Annotated in this window: 14 protein-coding genes; 10 read left to right on the forward strand and 4 right to left on the reverse strand. The window is 65.7% G+C overall.

Translation table 11 applies throughout. The features are described from left to right. The first annotated feature begins 10 nt into the window (after positions 1-10). From ACED67_RS04360 to ACED67_RS04385, 6 genes are all read left to right on the forward strand, one after another. Positions 11-1111, forward strand: a complete 1101-nt coding sequence (locus ACED67_RS04360; RefSeq protein WP_395540308.1) for an ABC transporter ATP-binding protein — start codon at positions 11-13, stop codon at positions 1109-1111. Between the two features lies 1 nt (position 1112). Continuing rightward, positions 1113-2186 carry an ABC transporter ATP-binding protein gene (locus tag ACED67_RS04365; protein ID WP_395540309.1) on the forward strand — a complete coding sequence of 358 codons (1074 nt, stop codon included), beginning with the start codon at positions 1113-1115 and terminating at the stop codon, positions 2184-2186. Then, positions 2186-3067 (forward strand): carbohydrate ABC transporter permease, encoded by an 882-nt coding sequence (locus ACED67_RS04370; protein ID WP_395540310.1) that lies wholly within the window; start codon positions 2186-2188, stop codon positions 3065-3067. Before ACED67_RS04365 ends, ACED67_RS04370 begins: the two co-directional genes overlap by 1 nt. Then, the gene (locus ACED67_RS04375; protein WP_395540311.1) at positions 3067-3882 is read left to right on the forward strand and encodes a carbohydrate ABC transporter permease; all 816 of its coding nucleotides are present in this window, start codon (positions 3067-3069) and stop codon (positions 3880-3882) included. The genes ACED67_RS04370 and ACED67_RS04375 overlap by 1 nt, the downstream gene beginning before the upstream one ends. 2 nt (positions 3883-3884) lie before the next feature. Next, positions 3885-4286 carry a DUF2160 domain-containing protein gene (locus tag ACED67_RS04380; RefSeq protein WP_395540312.1) on the forward strand — a complete coding sequence of 134 codons (402 nt, stop codon included), beginning with the start codon at positions 3885-3887 and terminating at the stop codon, positions 4284-4286. A gap of 84 nt (positions 4287-4370) precedes the next feature. Further along, the gene (locus tag ACED67_RS04385; protein WP_395540313.1) at positions 4371-6095 is read left to right on the forward strand and encodes an ABC transporter substrate-binding protein; all 1725 of its coding nucleotides are present in this window, start codon (positions 4371-4373) and stop codon (positions 6093-6095) included. Positions 6096-6145: 50 nt separating this feature from the next. Here the strand turns inward: ACED67_RS04385 and ACED67_RS04390 are convergent, their stop codons facing one another. Further along, positions 6146-7015 carry a helix-turn-helix transcriptional regulator gene (locus tag ACED67_RS04390; RefSeq protein ID WP_395540314.1) on the reverse strand — a complete coding sequence of 290 codons (870 nt, stop codon included), beginning with the start codon at positions 7013-7015 and terminating at the stop codon, positions 6146-6148. 133 nt (positions 7016-7148) lie between these two features. Between ACED67_RS04390 and ACED67_RS04395 the strand changes: the two genes are divergently transcribed. Beyond that, positions 7149-7964, forward strand: a complete 816-nt coding sequence (locus ACED67_RS04395) for an N-acyl homoserine lactonase family protein (protein WP_395540315.1) — start codon at positions 7149-7151, stop codon at positions 7962-7964. Positions 7965-8074: 110 nt separating this feature from the next. After that, positions 8075-9556 carry a glycerol kinase GlpK gene (glpK, locus tag ACED67_RS04400; RefSeq protein WP_395540316.1) on the forward strand — a complete coding sequence of 494 codons (1482 nt, stop codon included), beginning with the start codon at positions 8075-8077 and terminating at the stop codon, positions 9554-9556. Positions 9557-9614: 58 nt separating this feature from the next. On the opposite strand, the gene ACED67_RS04405 is transcribed toward glpK, so the two are convergent. The 3 genes from ACED67_RS04405 to ACED67_RS04415 all read right to left on the reverse strand — a co-directional run bounded on the left by ACED67_RS04405 (position 9615) and on the right by ACED67_RS04415 (position 13250). After that, complete coding sequence (locus ACED67_RS04405; protein ID WP_395540474.1) at positions 9615-11048, reverse strand: NAD(P)(+) transhydrogenase (Re/Si-specific) subunit beta; 1434 nt, start codon at positions 11046-11048, stop codon at positions 9615-9617. Between the two features lie 16 nt (positions 11049-11064). Next, the gene (locus ACED67_RS04410) at positions 11065-12639 is read right to left on the reverse strand and encodes a Re/Si-specific NAD(P)(+) transhydrogenase subunit alpha (RefSeq protein ID WP_395540317.1); all 1575 of its coding nucleotides are present in this window, start codon (positions 12637-12639) and stop codon (positions 11065-11067) included. A 116-nt stretch (positions 12640-12755) separates the two neighbouring features. Further along, positions 12756-13250, reverse strand: coding sequence for a methyltransferase family protein (locus tag ACED67_RS04415; protein WP_395540318.1), 495 nt, complete (start codon positions 13248-13250; stop codon positions 12756-12758). 96 nt (positions 13251-13346) lie between these two features. Between ACED67_RS04415 and kynU the strand changes: the two genes are divergently transcribed. Together kynU and ACED67_RS04425 are read left to right on the forward strand one after the other, a co-directional pair. Next, entirely contained in the window at positions 13347-14540 is a 1194-nt protein-coding gene (gene kynU, locus ACED67_RS04420) for a kynureninase (RefSeq protein WP_395540319.1), read from the forward strand. Between the two features lie 235 nt (positions 14541-14775). After that, positions 14776-15774 (forward strand): L,D-transpeptidase, encoded by a 999-nt coding sequence (locus ACED67_RS04425; RefSeq protein ID WP_395540320.1) that lies wholly within the window; start codon positions 14776-14778, stop codon positions 15772-15774. Positions 15775-15819 lie beyond the last annotated feature (45 nt).

A 15819-nucleotide genomic window follows, 5' to 3' on the forward strand; every position in this document is an offset into this window, starting at 1 on the left:
GGAGAGGCATATGACGCTGGAATTGCAGGGGATCGGCAAGGTGGTGTCAGGGCGGGTGCATATCCACCCCACGACCCTGAGCCTCCAATCCGGTTCCATGAACGTGCTGCTTGGCCCCACGCTGTCGGGCAAAACCTCGCTCATGCGGCTGATGGCGGGGCTGGACAAGCCAAGCTCGGGCCGCCTGATCCATGATGGGCGCGACGTGACGGGCATCCGCGTGCAGGATCGTGGCGTCGCCATGGTCTACCAGCAGTTCATCAACTATCCCGGACTGACCGTCTACGAGAACATCGCCTCTCCCCTGCGCCTTCTGGGCCGCCCCAAGGCCGAGATCGACCGCGCCGTCCGTGGCACCGCCGAGATGCTGCGCCTGACACCGATGCTGGCGCGCAAACCCCTGGAACTGTCCGGCGGCCAGCAACAGCGCTGCGCCCTGGCCCGCGCGCTGGTCAAGGGCGCGAAACTGGTGTTGCTGGACGAGCCGCTGGCCAATCTCGACTATAAGCTGCGCGAGGAATTGCGGATCGAAATTCCAAGGATCTTCGAGGCTTCGGGCGCGATCTTCGTCTATGCCACGACCGAGCCGGAAGAGGCGCTTCTTCTGGGTGGCAATACCGCCACTCTGTGGGAGGGCCGCGTCACCCAGTTCGGCCCCACCGCAGAGGTCTATCGCAACCCCGCCGACGCCACCACCGCGCGCGTCTTCAGCGATCCGCCGATGAACTTCGTCTCGGTCTTCAAGCAGGGCGCCCGGCTCAACTTCGGCGACCGCGCCAATGCCCCCGCCACCGGCGCCATGGCCGCCCTGCCGGATGGCCGCTACACCGCCGGTTTCCGCGCCAATCACATCGCGATCAACCGGCCCTCGGGCGATGCGGTGGAATTCACCTGCACTCTGGGCGTGACCGAGATCACCGGCTCGGAAACCTTCCTGCATGTCAGCCATGGCTCCGAAGCACATTGGGACCGCTGGGTCGGCCTTGTCCCCGGCGTCCATGCCCTGCCCCCTGGACAAGAGGTGAAGGTCTATCTCGACCCCGCCCATGTCTATCTTTTCGATGCCGAGGGCCGTCTCGCCGCCCCCGCCCCCTACGCGAAAGCCGCCTGACATGGCCCGGATCACGCTGGAAAACCTGGCCCACAGCTACCTGCCCCACCCCAAGGGAGAGCAGGATTTCGCGCTCAAAGAGCTGAACCATGTCTGGCAGGATGGCGGCGCCTATGCCCTTCTGGGCGCCTCGGGCTGCGGAAAGACCACGCTGCTGAACATCATCTCTGGCCTCGTCCACCCTTCGCAGGGCCGCGTCCTCTTCAACGACCGCGACGTGACCCGCGCCGACACCGCCCAGCGCAACATCGCCCAGGTCTTCCAGTTCCCGGTCGTCTACGACACGATGACCGTGCGCGACAACCTCGCCTTCCCGCTGCGCAATCGCGGCATGGACGCCGCCTATATCGCCCGGCGCGTCGACCAGATCGCCAGGATGATCGGGATGGAGGCGATGCTCGCGCGCAAGGCCCAAGGGCTGACCGCCGATGCCAAGCAGAAGATCAGCCTGGGCCGCGGCATGGTGCGCGAGGATGTCAACGCCATCCTCTTCGATGAACCGCTGACCGTCATCGACCCCCATATGAAATGGGAATTGCGCACCCAGCTCAAGCAGCTGCACCGCCAGTTCGGCCATACGATGATCTATGTCACCCATGACCAGACCGAGGCGCTGACCTTCGCCGACAAGGTCGTGGTCATGCATGACGGCCGCGTCGTGCAGATGGGCACGCCGGAAGAGCTGTTCGAAACCCCCGCGCATACCTTCGTCGGCTATTTCATCGGCTCGCCGGGGATGAATCTGTTTCCCGCCAGCGTGCAGGGCCGCTGCGCCCGGCTGGGCGAGGCGGCGCTTGACTTGGGCGCCGATTACGGCACGCCGCAGGGCCGCGTCCAGATCGGCATCCGGCCCGAATACACCCAGATCTCGGACCAGGGCCTGCCCGTCACCGTGACCCGTATCGAAGATGTCGGACGCCACCGCATCCTGCGCGGCGCGCTGATGGGCCATCCGGTCAACGCCATCCTGCACGAAGGCGAAAGCCTGCCGCCCGAACCGCGCCTGAGTTTCGCCCCGGGCCGGATCAACGTTTATGCCGATGATTGGCGCCAAAGCGCAAAAGGGGCCGCCTGATGGAAAAGACCCAGAACAACAAGGCCTGGTTCCTGGTCCTGCCGGTGCTGGCGCTGGTGGCCTTTTCCGCCGTGATCCCGCTGATGACCGTGGTCAATTATTCGGTCAACGACACGTTCGGGAACAACGAATTCTTCTGGGCGGGCATCGAATGGTTCGACGAGATGATCCATTCCGACCGTCTGCACGAGGCGCTGGGCCGTCAGATCCTGTTCTCGATGATCATCCTGGCGATCGAAGTGCCGCTGGGCATCTTCATTGCGCTCAACATGCCGAAAAAGGGCTTCTGGGCCAGCTTCTGTCTGGTCCTGATGGCGCTACCCCTGCTGATCCCCTTCAACGTCGTCGGCACGATCTGGCAGATCTTCGGACGCGTGGATATCGGCCTTCTCGGCCATACGCTGGCGGCGCTTGGCGTCGATTACAACTATGTGCGCGACACGGTGGATGCCTGGTTCACCGTCGTGATCATGGATGTCTGGCACTGGACCTCGCTGGTGGCGCTTCTCTGCTATGCCGGGCTGCAATCCATCGCCCAAGCCTATTATCAGGCCGCCAAGATCGACCAGGCCAGCCGCTGGAAGGTCTTCCGCTATATCGAGCTGCCCAAGATGAAGGGCGTGCTGCTGATCGCGATCCTGCTGCGCTTCATGGACAGTTTCATGATCTATACCGAGCCTTTCGTCGTGACGGGCGGCGGCCCTGGCAACTCGACCACCTTCCTGTCGATCGACCTCGCCAAGATGGCGACCGGCCAGTTCGACCTCGGCCCTGCCGCCGCCTTCTCGATCATGTACTTCCTGGTGATCCTGCTGATCTCCTGGGTCTTCTACACGGTGATGACCAATATGGACCGCGCCGACACGCAGGGGGGCAAGTGATGCGCCGCCCGCTGAAAACCTATATCCCCGCCGTCGTGATGACGCTGTATCTGCTGTTCCTGCTGGTGCCGATCTACTGGCTGGTGAACATGTCGCTGAAGACCAATACCGAGATCACCAGCACCTTCACGCTGATCCCGCAGAACCCGACGCTGCAGAATTTCCGCACCATTCTGACCGATCCGGCCTGGTATATGGGCTATGTCAACTCGCTGATCTATGTGGTGATGAACACGGTGATCTCGATTACCGTCGCCCTGCCCGCCGCCTATGCCTTCTCGCGCTACTCGTTCATGGGCGACAAGCACCTGTTCTTCTGGCTCCTGACCAACCGCATGGCGCCCCCGGCGGTGTTCGCCCTGCCCTTCTTCCAGCTTTATTCCGCCTTCGGGCTGATCGACACCCATATCGCCGTGGCGCTGGCGCATTGCCTGTTCAACGTGCCCTTGGCGGTGTGGATCCTGGAAGGTTTCATGCGCGGCGTGCCCAAGGAAATCGACGAGACCGCCTATATCGACGGCTATTCCTTCCCGCGCTTCTTCATCCGCATCTTCATGCCGCTGATCGCCAGCGGGATCGGCGTCGCCGCCTTTTTCTGCTTCATGTTCTCCTGGGTGGAGCTGCTCTTGTCGCGCACGCTGACCACCACTGACGCCAAGCCCATCGCCGCCGTGATGACCCGCACGGTTTCCGCCTCGGGCATGGACTGGGGCGTGCTGGCGGCCGCAGGCGTGCTGACCATCGTTCCGGGCGCGCTCGTCATCTATTTCGTCCGCAACTACATCGCCAAGGGCTTTGCCCTGGGAAGGGTGTGACCATGACCAGAACCCGCTGGACCCCGATCACCCTGTCCCTTGCCGCGCTGATGGCCGCGCTTCTTCTGGCGCTCATCTGGGCCGTGCCGGTCAAGGACGGCGCGAAGGACTGGACCGCCCCCCTCATCCCGGGCGGCTGGATGGCCTGGACCTTCCCCATCGCGCTGTTCTTCTGGGTGATCGCCAGCCTCTTGATCACCATGACGCTGCTGGCGATCCGCTTTCCTGAAACGCCGCGCATCGGCATCCTGCGCATCGAGACGACGCGCGGCGACCGGCTGTTCATCACCCTTCTGGGCTCGGCCTTCATCCATCTGGCCTGGCTCTTTGTCTTCGGCACCCTGGGCTGGGCGCCGATGCTTGTCTGCCTCGTCTACGCCGCCCTCGTCTTCTGGCGGGTCTAGCGGGGATACACCCCTTCGGGCGGCGGGGAAGAGGAGCCCCGCCCCCCGCGCGAAAGCAACCAAATCAAACGGGAGGAAGTTCGAATGAGACTACGCGCAACCGCAACCGCCATGGCGCTCGCGCTGATGGCCACGGGGATGCCGGCTTGGGCCGACATGGAGGCCGCCAAGGCCTTCCTCGATGCCCAGATCGGCGACATGTCCACGCTCTCGCGCGCCGATCAGGAAGCCGAGATGCAATGGTTCATCGACGCGGCCAAGCCCTATGCCGGCATGGAGATCAAGGTCGTCTCGGAAACCATCGACACCCATGTCTATGAATCGCAGGTGCTGGCGCCCGCCTTCACCGCCATCACCGGCATCAAGATCACCCATGACCTGATCGGCGAAGGCGATGTGGTGGAAAAGCTGCAGACCCAGATGCAGACCGGCGAGAATATCTATGACGCCTATGTCAATGACTCCGACCTGATCGGCACCCATTGGCGCTATCAGCAGGCCCGCAACCTGACCGACTGGATGGCGGGCGAAGGCAAGGACGTTACCTCACCCACGCTCGACCTGGCCGATTTCATCGGCACGTCCTTCACCACCGCGCCGGACGGCAAGCTGTACCAGCTGCCCGACCAGCAATTCGCCAACCTCTACTGGTTCCGCTACGACTGGTTCACGGACCCCAAGACCATGGAGGATTTCAAGGCCAAATACGGCTATGACCTGGGCGTGCCGGTCAACTGGTCGGCCTATGAGGATATCGCCGAATTCTTCACCGGCCGCGACATGTCCTACATGGGCGGGCCCGCCACCGGCGTCTATGGCAACATGGATTACGGCAAGAAGGACCCGAGCCTTGGCTGGCGCTACACCGATGCCTGGATGTCCATGGCCGGCATGGGCGACAAGGGCGAACCGAACGGCCTTCCGGTCGACGAATGGGGCGTCCGCGTCGATGAAAATTCGCGTCCCGTTGGCTCCTGCGTCGCGCGCGGCGGGGCCACCAACGATGCGGCGGCGGTCTATGCCGTGACCAAGGCCATCGAGTGGCTGCAGAAATACACCCCGCCGGAAGCCCAGGGCATGACCTTCGGCGAGGCCGGGCCGGTCCCGGCCCAGGGCAATATCGCGCAGCAGATGTTCTGGTACACCGCCTTCACCGCCGCCTCGGTCGCCCCTGGCACGCCGGTGATGAACGAGGATGGCACGCCCAAATGGCGCATGGCCCCCTCGCCCCACGGCGCCTACTGGTCCGAGGGCACCAAGATCGGCTATCAGGACGTGGGCTCCTGGACGCTGATGAAATCGACCCCGGTGGATCGGGCGCAGGCGGCCTGGCTCTATGCCCAGTTCGTCACCTCGAAGACCGTCGATGTGAAGAAGTCTGATGTCGGCCTGACCTTCATCCGCCAATCCACCATCGACAGCCCCCACTTCACCGAACGCGCGCCCAAGCTGGGCGGTCTGATCGAGTTCTACCGCTCGCCCGCCCGCACCCAGTGGTCGCCCACCGGCACCAACATCCCGGATTATCCGAAGATGGCCCAGCTGTGGTGGCAGAACATCGGCGACGCGATGTCGGGCGCCAAGACCCCGCAAGAGGCGCTGGATTCGCTCTGCGCCGATCAGGAGAAGGTGCTGGAACGCCTGGAACGCGCCGGCGTGCAGGGCGATATCGGCCCGAAACTGAACGAGGAAAAGGATCCGCAAGAATGGCTTGACGCCCCCGGCTCGCCGGTCGCCAAGCTGGACAATGAGGATCCGACGCCGGAAACCATCAGCTATGACGAGCTGATCAAGTCCTGGCAGAAGTAAGTCCTGCCAGATCCTGAAACGGGGCCCTTCGGGGCCCCGTTTTTCTGGGTCTATTCCGCCGCGACCCGGCCCCGCCCTGTCGGCGTGGCGCCATAGACATCGCGAAAAGCGCGCGCGAAATGCGACCGCGAGGCATAGCCCGCCGCCTCTGCCGCCGCCAGACTGCCCGACCCTTCGGCCAAGGCCGCCCGCGCCGCCTCCATCCGCACCTCGCGCAACAGCGCCCGGAAGGCCGTGCCCTCTGCCGCCAGCCGCCGCCGCAATGTCGGCCCCGAAATCCCGAACACCTCTGCCACGCCCTCGACCGACCACGGGTCAGCCGGGGCCGAGCGCATCAGCCAGCGCGCATCTTCCGCCAGGGTCTGCTCGAACAATGGCCGGGCCTGCGGCACCGGGCGCAAGAGCATCAGGATTTCGGCCACCCGCAAGTCGCGGATCGTCTCGAACCCCTCGGCCTCTGACAGGTGCTGCGCCGCATGGCCCAGCGCCTCGACCAGATCGCGGCTCAAGGCCACGCGCAGATCGGCCCGTGGCGCGGCGCGTTCCGCCGGGCTGAGGCGCGGCACCGACTGCGGCAGACCATCCACTTCCAGCAGCAGCGATTCATACAGCCCCAGACTGTCATCCGGCACGTTCACGAAATGCGCCCGCAAGCCGCGCGGCAGCACAAAGACCGACCCGGTCGGCATGGTCAGGCAGCGCGCCCCGATCCAGATCTCCTTCGATCCGCGCAGCACCACCACCAGCGCGGGTTTTTCCACCAGCACCGATTTCAGCGTTTCGCGATGCTTGCAGCCATAGGTAAAGGCATTGCGGGCGCGCGGCGTGAAGCCGCCCTTGCGCGCGGGCCGCACCCGGCGCATCCGCTCCAGCAGATCGGCGCGCAACAGCGCCTCGTCTTGGGGGAAGTGAGAGGTCATGGCCCAACATAGCCTGCCCCGGCCGGAAAACCATCCTTGACCTGAGCGTTTCGGGCTCATGGTCGAACGTCTCCGGCGCAGGCCGCGCCATCCGCCATCGCATAACCGGGGCCTCGAAACCCCGGAGACCAAGATGAAACCCTTCTTCCTTCTCGCCCTTCTCGCCTCGCCCGCCGCTGCGGCGGAGGTCGAGCTGTGGCGGCTCGACTGCGGCACAATCCAGGTCAATGACCTGAACGCCTTCTCCGACACCATGGCCTATTCCGGCCAGTCGAAGACGCTGACCGACAGTTGCTACCTGATCCGCCACGATGCGGATTATCTTCTGTGGGACACCGGCCTGCCTGCCGCCCTGCTCGGCGCGCCGCAGGACCCTACCGCCGCCATGGCCCCCACTCTGGCCCGCGATCTGCCGGATCAACTGGCCGAAATTGGCGTGGCGCCGGACCAGATCACCCATGTCGGCATCAGCCACTATCATTTCGACCATACCGGGCAGGCCGCAACCTTCGCCAAGGCGACGCTTGTGATCGGCGCCGCCGATTTCGCCGCCCTCTCGGCCGATCCCCTGCCGCCCTTCGCCGATCCCGCGCCGCTTGCGCCCTGGCTCAAGGATGGCGGCGCGGTGACACAAGTGTCAGGCGATCTGGACCTCTTCGGCGATGGCAGCGTGATGGTCCTGTCGATGCCTGGCCACACCCCCGGCGAGACCGCCCTTCTGGTCCGTCTGGCCGAAACCGGGCCGGTCCTCCTGTCGGGCGACGTGGTCCATTTCGCCGAACAGATCGCCCATCGTGGCGTGCCCGGCTTCAACTGGGACCGGGCCGAGACGCTGGCCTCGATGGAGCGGCTCGAAGCGCTGACCAAGAACCTGAAGGCTGTTCTGGTGATCCAGCACGACCCGGCGGATACCGCCAAGCTGCCCGCCTTCCCCGCTTCGGCAAAGTAGGCGCGCAAGCCTTTGTGAAACATGGGTTTTAGGCAAGACCTCAGCCGCCGAAACCGTTGACTTTCACCCCCTCCCCGGCCAGACTTCCACTGCTCCGGGGAGGGGGAAAAATGCCGCATATTCTGGCCATTGACCAAGGCACCACATCCAGCCGCGCCATCCTTTTCGACGCGGCCCTGCGCCCCGTTGCCACCGCGCAAGAGGAATTCCCACAGCATTACCCGCAGCCCGGCTGGGTCCAGCACGACCCCTCCGATCTCTGGGCCTCGACCGCCGCCACCGCCCGCGCGGTGATCGAGAAATCGGGCATCCCGGTCGCTGACATCGCCGCCATCGGCATCACCAACCAGCGCGAGACCACGCTGCTGTGGGACCGCGCCACCGGCCAGCCGCTTGCCCCCGCCATCGTCTGGCAAGACCGCCGCACGGCCGATATCTGCGCCGCGCTGAAAGAGGCTGGGCATGAGAAGATGGTTTCTGCCCGCACCGGCCTGCTTCTGGACCCCTATTTCTCGGGCACCAAGCTGAAATGGCTGCTGGACACCGTGCCCGGCGCCCGGGCACGCGCGGCCCGGGGCGAACTCGCCTTCGGCACGGTCGACAGCTGGCTGATCTGGAACCTGACCGGCGGCCGCGTCCACGCGACCGATGCCACCAACGCCGCCCGCACGCTTCTGTTCAACATCGCCACCCAGAACTGGGATAGCGAAATCTGCGCCCTGCTCGACATTCCCATGTCGCTCCTGCCCGAAGTGCAGGATTGCGCCGCCCCCTTCGGCATGACCCGCCCCGACCTCTTCGGCCGCGAAATCCCGATCCTCGGTGTCGCGGGCGACCAGCAAGCCGCCACCATCGGCCAGGCCTGCTTCACGCCCGGCATGATGAAATCGACCTATGGCACCGGCTGCTTCGCGCTGCTGAACACCGGCGCCGATCTTGTGCCGTCGCAGAACCGGCTTCTCTCGACCGTTGCTTACCGGCTGAAGGGCCAGACCACCTATGCGCTGGAAGGCTCGATCTTCATCGCAGGCGCCGTGGTGCAATGGCTGCGCGACGGGCTCAAGATCATCCGCGAGGCGCGCGAGACCAAGGCCCTGGCCGAAGCCGCGGATGAGGCGCAGGGCGTCGTCCTTGTCCCCGCCTTCACCGGCCTTGGCGCGCCCTATTGGCGGCCCGATTGCCGTGGCGCGGTCTTTGGCCTGACCCGCAATTCCGGCCCGGCCGAACTGGCCCGCGCCGCGCTGGAATCCGTGGGCTACCAGACCCGCGACCTCCTCGACGCCATGCGCGCCGACTGGTCCGCCGCCAGTGACAGCACGCTGCGCGTCGATGGCGGCATGGTTGCCAGCGATTGGGCGATGCAGTTCCTGTCGAACATCATCGGCGCGCCGGTGGACCGCCCGGTGGTGACGGAGACCACCGCCCTTGGCGCGGCCTTCCTGGCCGCCATGCAGGCGGGGCTGACCGATACCGAAACCTTCGCGGCCAGCTGGGCGCTTGACCGGCGCTTCACGCCGCAGATGGATGCCGCCACCCGCGATGCCAAACTGGCCCGCTGGGACCGCGCCGTCGCCGCGACGATGGCCTTCTAGGCCAAATGCAAAGGGGCGGCCGAAGCCGCCCCTTCCGATCCCTTTGCCGAAGGATCGCCTATTCGATCATCGGCAGCAGCGCGTCGACCGACTTCTTGGCATCGCCATAGAACATCCGCGTATTGTCCTTGTAGAACAGCGGGTTCTCGATCCCCGAATAGCCGGTGCCCTGGCCGCGCTTCGACACGAAAACCTGCTTCGCCTTCCAGACTTCCAGAACCGGCATCCCGGCGATCGGCGAATTCGGGTCTTCCTGCGCCGCCGGGTTCACGATGTCATTCGACCCGATGACGATGACCACATCCGTATTCGGGAAGTCCTCGTTGATCTCGTCCATTTCCAGAACGATGTCATAGGGCACCTTGGCCTCGGCCAAAAGCACGTTCATGTGGCCCGGCAGACGGCCCGCCACCGGGTGGATGGCGAAACGCACCTCCTTGCCCTTGGCGCGCAGCTTGCGGGTCAGTTCCGACACCGATTGCTGGGCCTGCGCCACCGCCATGCCATAGCCCGGCACGATGATCACGCTGTCCGCATCGTTCAGCGCCGCCGCCACGCCATCGGCGTCGATGGCGATCTGCTCGCCCGTCACTTCCATCGCCGGGCCGGTGGTGCCGCCGAAGCCGCCCAGAATGACCGAGACGAAGGACCGGTTCATCGCCTTGCACATGATGTAGCTCAGGATCGCGCCCGAAGAACCGACCAGCGCGCCGGTGACGATCAGCAGATCGTTCGACAGCGAAAAGCCGATCGCCGCTGCCGCCCAGCCGGAATAGCTGTTCAGCATCGACACCACGACCGGCATGTCGGCGCCGCCGATGCCCATGATCAGGTGATAGCCGATGAACAGGGCCGCCAGCGTCATCACCAGAAGCGCCACGGTCGAGCCGCTTTGCAGATAGACGACCAGCAGGATCAGCGAGATCAGCGCGGCCGAGGCGTTCAAGATATGCCCGCCCGGCAGCTTCTTGGCCTTGCCATCCACCTTGCCGGCCAGCTTGCCGAAGGCAATGACCGAGCCGGTGAAGGTCACCGCCCCGATGAAGACGCCGAGGAAGGTCTCGACCCGCAGGATCGCGATTTCCACCGGGGTCTTGTGCGCCACCACGGCGGCAAAGCCGGTCAGCGCCGCCTTGGCCTCTTCGCTCATCCCGACGATGCGCGCGGCCTCGATATGGGTGTTGAAGCCGATGAAGACGGCGGCCAGGCCGACCAGCGAATGCATCGCCGCCACAAGCTGCGGCATCTCGGTCATCTGCACCCGGGTCGCCACGACCCAGCCTGCCGCGCCGCCGCCCGCGATCAGCAGGACCGACAGCCACCACAGGCCCGACCCCGGCCCTGCCAGCGTCGCCGCCACGGCCAAAGCCATGCCGACAATGCCATACCAGACCGCGCGCTTGGCGCTTTCCTGGCCCGACAGGCCGCCCAGCGAGAGGATGAACAGAACTGCGGCAACGACATAGGCCGCAGTGGTGAATCCGATTTCCATATTCATGCCCCCCGCTTCACGACTTCTGGAACATGGCGAGCATGCGCCGGGTCACGAGGAAGCCACCAAAGATGTTCACCCCCGCCATCAGCACCGACAGCGCCGCCAGCAGCACCACGAGCCACGAGCCCGAGCCGATCTGCAGCAGCGCGCCCAGGATGATGATCGAGGAAATCGCATTGGTGATCGCCATCAGCGGCGTGTGCAGGCTGTGCGAGACGTTCCAGATCACCTGGAAGCCCACGAAGCACGAAAGCACGAAGACGATGAAATGCGACATGAAGCTCGCCGGCGCATAAAGCCCGGCCAGCAGCAGCAATCCGCCGCCAATGGCCAGAAGGCCAACCTGGCTGCGGGTCTGCGCCTTGAACGCGGCCACTTCATTGGCGCGCTTTTCTTCCGGCGTCAGTTCCTTGGCCTTCTCCTTCGGCTTCTGCACCGCGATGGCCGCGATCTTCGGCGGCGGCGGCGGCCAGGTGACCTCGCCGCCATGCGCCACGGTCGCGCCGCGGATCACGTCATCGCCCATGTTATGGTCGATGACGCCATCCTTCTTCGGCGTCAGGTCGGTCAGCATATGGCGGATATTGGTCGCATACAGCGTCGAGGCCTGCGTCGCCATCCGGCTGGGGAAGTCGGTATAGCCGACGATGGTCACGCCATTGTCGGTCACGATCTTCTGGTCCGGCACGGTCAGGTCGCAATTGCCGCCGCGTTCCGCCGCAAGGTCGACGATGACCGAGCCGCGCTTCATCATCGCGACCATATCGGCGGTCCACAGTTTCGGCGCAGGGCGGCCGGGGATCAGCGCGGTGGTGATGACAATGTCCATCTCCGGCGCCAGCTCGCGGAACTTCTTCAGCTGCGCCTCGCGGAATTCAGGGCTGGAGGGCGCCGCATAACCGCCCGTCGCCGCGCCGTCGGTCTGGGCTTCCGAGAAGTCCAGATAGACGAATTCGGCGCCCATCGATTCGATCTGTTCGGCCACTTCGGGCCGCACGTCGAAAGCATAGGTGATCGCGCCAAGGCTGGTCGAGGTGCCGATGGCGGCAAGACCCGCCACGCCCGCGCCGACGACCAGAACCTTGGCCGGGGGCACCTTGCCCGCCGCCGTCACCTGGCCCGTGAAGAAGCGGCCGAAATTGTTGCCGGCCTCGATCACCGCGCGATAGCCCGCGATATTGGCCATCGACGACAGCGCGTCCATCTTCTGGGCGCGGCTGATGCGCGGCACCATGTCCATGGCGACGACCGTCGCGCCCTGTTCGGCAAGCTGCTTCATCAGCGCTTCGTTCTGGGCGGGCCAGAAGAAGGAAATCAGCGTCTGGCCCTTGCGCAAGAGCCGGGCCTCATCGGCATCCGGTCCGCGTACCTTGACGATCACATCCGCCGCCGCCGCGACCGCGGCCGCATCCGGCAATACCTCGACCCCCGCCGCCTGATAGGCTGCATCGGTGAACCCGGCTTTCAGCCCAGCCCCGGACTGCACAATGCAGTCATGTCCCAGTTTTTTAAGCTGAATGGCCGAATCGGGCGTCATCGCCACCCGGTTCTCGCCCTCGAAGCTTTCGCTTATCGCGCCGATCTTCAATGCACTCTCCCCCGTGTGGCAGGCCTCGATGCGTCCCTTAGCATCGCGAAACAATATTTCAATGCCCGATTGGCGTATTTGCGACTCTTGTTGCAGCAGAAGCGGCCATGTGCGTCCTAATGCCGCCCGAACCAGCGCCCGACACGCCCGGCCCAAAGCCCGTATTCCGCCCCGAATCCCTCGATCAGCCGCGCCTCCTCGCCCGCGATGAAACGGCGCTGGATCACCCGCATGAAGACCCAGACCAGCGGCAGCGCATAGGCCGCGTGAAAGCCCAGACAGGCCCCGGCGATCACCAGCGCATCGCCCAGATAGATCGGGTTGCGGCTGAAGCCGAAGACCCCGCCCGTCACCAAGGACGAGGGCGCGCGGCGCGGGATCACCGTTGTGCGCGCCCGCGCCATCTGCGCCACGGCCGCCGCCATCAGCGCGATCCCCGCCAGGGCCAGGCCAAGACCCAGCGCCGCCCCCGCCGCCCCCAGCCCCCGCCAGGGCAAGGCCCAGCCCGCCAGCGCCGCCAGCAGAACCATCGCCAGCGTCCAGACCGGCGGCCAATCCAGCGCCTTGCCCAGCCTTTCCATCGCCCCGCCCTCCGCGTGTCGCTGCGTCACGCTGGTCCTCTTTGCGCCTCACCGCAACCCACCTCCGCCTTCCCGCTTGGCTTCCGCGCGCCGCCCGGCCACAAAGGCGGCAAGGGAGACCCGATCATGACCACCGATTTCACCGCCACCCGCGCGCTGTTCGACCTGCCCCGGGGCATCACCTATCTTGACGGCAATTCTCTGGGCCCGCTGCCCCGCGCCGCCGCCGCCCGCGTGGCGCAGACCATCACCGGCGAATGGGGCGAGATGCTGATCCGCGGCTGGAACAGCGCGGGCTGGATGGAGATGCCCAGCCGCATCGGCAACCGCATCGGCAGGCTGATCGGGGCCGAACCCTATAGCGTGGTCATGGGCGACACGCTGTCGATCAAGGTCTACCAGGCCCTTGCCTCGGCGCTCGAGATGACCGGTCGCAAGACCATCCTCTCCGACAGCGGCAATTTCCCCTCCGACCTCTACATGGCCCAGGGCCTGTGCCAGAGCCTTGGCCCCGACTATCACCTGAAGGTTGTCGAGCCCGAGCAAGTCGAGGCCGCCATCGATAACCATCTTGGCGTCCTGATGCTGACCGAAGTCGATTACCGCACCGGCCGCCGCCATGACATGGCCCGGCTGATCTCCCGCGCCCATGCCGCGGGCGCGCTGGTGGTCTGGGATCTGGCCCATTCCGCCGGGGCCTTCCCGGTGCATCTGGCCCGCGACGGCGCCGATTTCGCCGTGGGATGCAGCTACAAATACCTCAATTCCGGCCCCGGCGGCCCGGCCTTCATTTATGTCGCCCCGCGCCATCAGGACCGCGCCCGCCCCGCCCTGTCGGGCTGGCTGGGTCACGAAGCCCCTTTCGCCTTCGATCGCGACTATCGCCCCGGCGCCGGGGTCGAGCGGATGCGCGTCGGCACGCCGCCCATCCTGCAACTCGCGGCCCTCGACGCCGCCCTGGATGTATGGGACCAGGTCGATCTCGACGATCTGCGCTTCCGCAGCCTGATCCTTCAGGACCGCTTCATCCAAAGGGTCGAAGCCAGCTGCCCCGAGCTGACCCTCGCCACCCCCCGCGACACCACACAGCGCGGCAGCCAGGTCTCCTTCCACCACCCGCAGGGCTATGCGGTGATGCAGGCCCTGATCGCCGAGGGCGTGATCGGCGATTTCCGCGCCCCCGACATCCTGCGCTTCGGCATCACCCCGCTTTATATCGGCGAGGCCGAGATCGACCATGCCGCCGAGGTTCTGGCCCGCATCCTGCATGGCAGGCTCTGGGACCGCGCAGAATTCAAGACCCGCGCCCGCGTGACCTGAGCATGTCCACCGGCGCCGGGCGCTGGTGGCCGCGAACCCGCCCCGCTTTGGCATCTTTTCGCCGGAAAGATCGCGGTTCCGTGGCAATTTCGCCCGGAAAAGCGCATTATCACGCGCCTGTCATTTGCACCCCGCCGCAGCAGTTTGACGCATCCAAGGCGACAGGCTAAATTCGCCGCGATTTTGTCCCCGGAAACCCGTCGTTTCCGGCAAGGAAACAAGTGAGTCTCAGCACATGCGCCTTCCCGGCATCCTGTCCCGTGCCCCTACCCTGAAATCCGCCTCCGCCGCCCTGCTTTCCGCGCTCCTGCTTTCGGCCTGTGTCGAAGGCGGCATGGGCGCCGCCCCCGGCACGCCCGCCCAGGCGCCGGTCGTGACGGATGAGACCATCTATGCCGCGCGGTCGGACGGCCAATTTACCGTGCCCGCCCTGCCCGTCGCCGAGATCCCCGAACCCTACCGCCGCCAGGTCGTCGAATATCCGAACGAACAGGTGCCGGGCACGATCATCATCGATCCCTCGAAGCGCCTGCTCTACTATGTCTTGGACAAGAAAAAGGCGATCCGCTACGGCATTGCCGTCGGCGCCGAGGGTTTTGGCTGGTCGGGCGAATCCGTCGTCGCCAACAAGCGGACCTGGCCGACCTGGACCCCACCCAAGGAGATGATCGAGCGCAAGCCGCATCTCAAGCAATATGAAAAAGGCCAGCCCGGCGGCCCGACCAACCCGCTTGGGTCGCGCGCCATCTACCTCACTTCGGGCGGCGTCGATTACGGCTATCGCATCCATGGCACGCCGGAATGGAAGTCAATCGGGCGCAATGCCTCGTCGGGCTGCTTCCGCATGATCAACCAGGACGTGATGGACCTCTATGACCGGGTCCAGGGGGGCGAGAAGGTGATCGTGCTGACCTCGAAAGGCGAAATACCCAAGGGCCTGTCGATCCCGAAACCGCCGGCCCCGAAAAAGAAGGAAGCGCCGGTGGTGACGCCGGTCGTCGCCCCGCCGCTGGCCGTGCTGACCCCGCCGACCATCGCAGGCGGCCCGGGCACCGGATTGGCGACCCCGACGGTCGAACCCGCCGCGGCCCCCGCCGCCGACACCCCGCCTGCGGCCCCGGCCCCGGCGGCCGATCCTGCCCCGGCTGCTGAACCAGCCGCCCCGGCTGCCGCGCCCGAAGCGCCCGCCGCCTGCCCGGTTCCGCTGGTGAACGGTGCCTGCCCCCAGGGCTAGGGCAGCTTGCCCCGCAAAGAAGAAGGGCGGCATCCGGGCAAGGAT

The sequence above is a fragment of the Neotabrizicola paludis genome (genome assembly GCF_044142105.1).
In the GTDB taxonomy this organism is placed as follows: Bacteria; Pseudomonadota; Alphaproteobacteria; order Rhodobacterales; family Rhodobacteraceae; genus Pseudogemmobacter.

Bases quoted from the DNA above. Each gene is read 5' to 3' on its own strand.
- ACED67_RS04360 (WP_395540308.1), top strand. From the start codon at position 11: ATGACGCTGGAATTGCAGGGGATCGGCAAGGTGGTGTCAGGGCGGGTG.
- ACED67_RS04365 (WP_395540309.1), top strand. From the start codon at position 1,113: ATGGCCCGGATCACGCTGGAAAACCTGGCCCACAGCTACCTGCCCCAC.
- ACED67_RS04370 (WP_395540310.1), top strand. From the start codon at position 2,186: ATGGAAAAGACCCAGAACAACAAGGCCTGGTTCCTGGTCCTGCCGGTG.
- ACED67_RS04375 (WP_395540311.1), top strand. From the start codon at position 3,067: ATGCGCCGCCCGCTGAAAACCTATATCCCCGCCGTCGTGATGACGCTG.
- ACED67_RS04380 (WP_395540312.1), top strand. From the start codon at position 3,885: ATGACCAGAACCCGCTGGACCCCGATCACCCTGTCCCTTGCCGCGCTG.
- ACED67_RS04385 (WP_395540313.1), top strand. From the start codon at position 4,371: ATGAGACTACGCGCAACCGCAACCGCCATGGCGCTCGCGCTGATGGCC.
- ACED67_RS04390 (WP_395540314.1), bottom strand. From the start codon at position 7,015: ATGACCTCTCACTTCCCCCAAGACGAGGCGCTGTTGCGCGCCGATCTG.
- ACED67_RS04395 (WP_395540315.1), top strand. From the start codon at position 7,149: ATGAAACCCTTCTTCCTTCTCGCCCTTCTCGCCTCGCCCGCCGCTGCG.
- glpK (WP_395540316.1), top strand. From the start codon at position 8,075: ATGCCGCATATTCTGGCCATTGACCAAGGCACCACATCCAGCCGCGCC.
- ACED67_RS04405 (WP_395540474.1), bottom strand. From the start codon at position 11,048: ATGGAAATCGGATTCACCACTGCGGCCTATGTCGTTGCCGCAGTTCTG.
- kynU (WP_395540319.1), top strand. From the start codon at position 13,347: ATGACCACCGATTTCACCGCCACCCGCGCGCTGTTCGACCTGCCCCGG.
- ACED67_RS04425 (WP_395540320.1), top strand. From the start codon at position 14,776: ATGCGCCTTCCCGGCATCCTGTCCCGTGCCCCTACCCTGAAATCCGCC.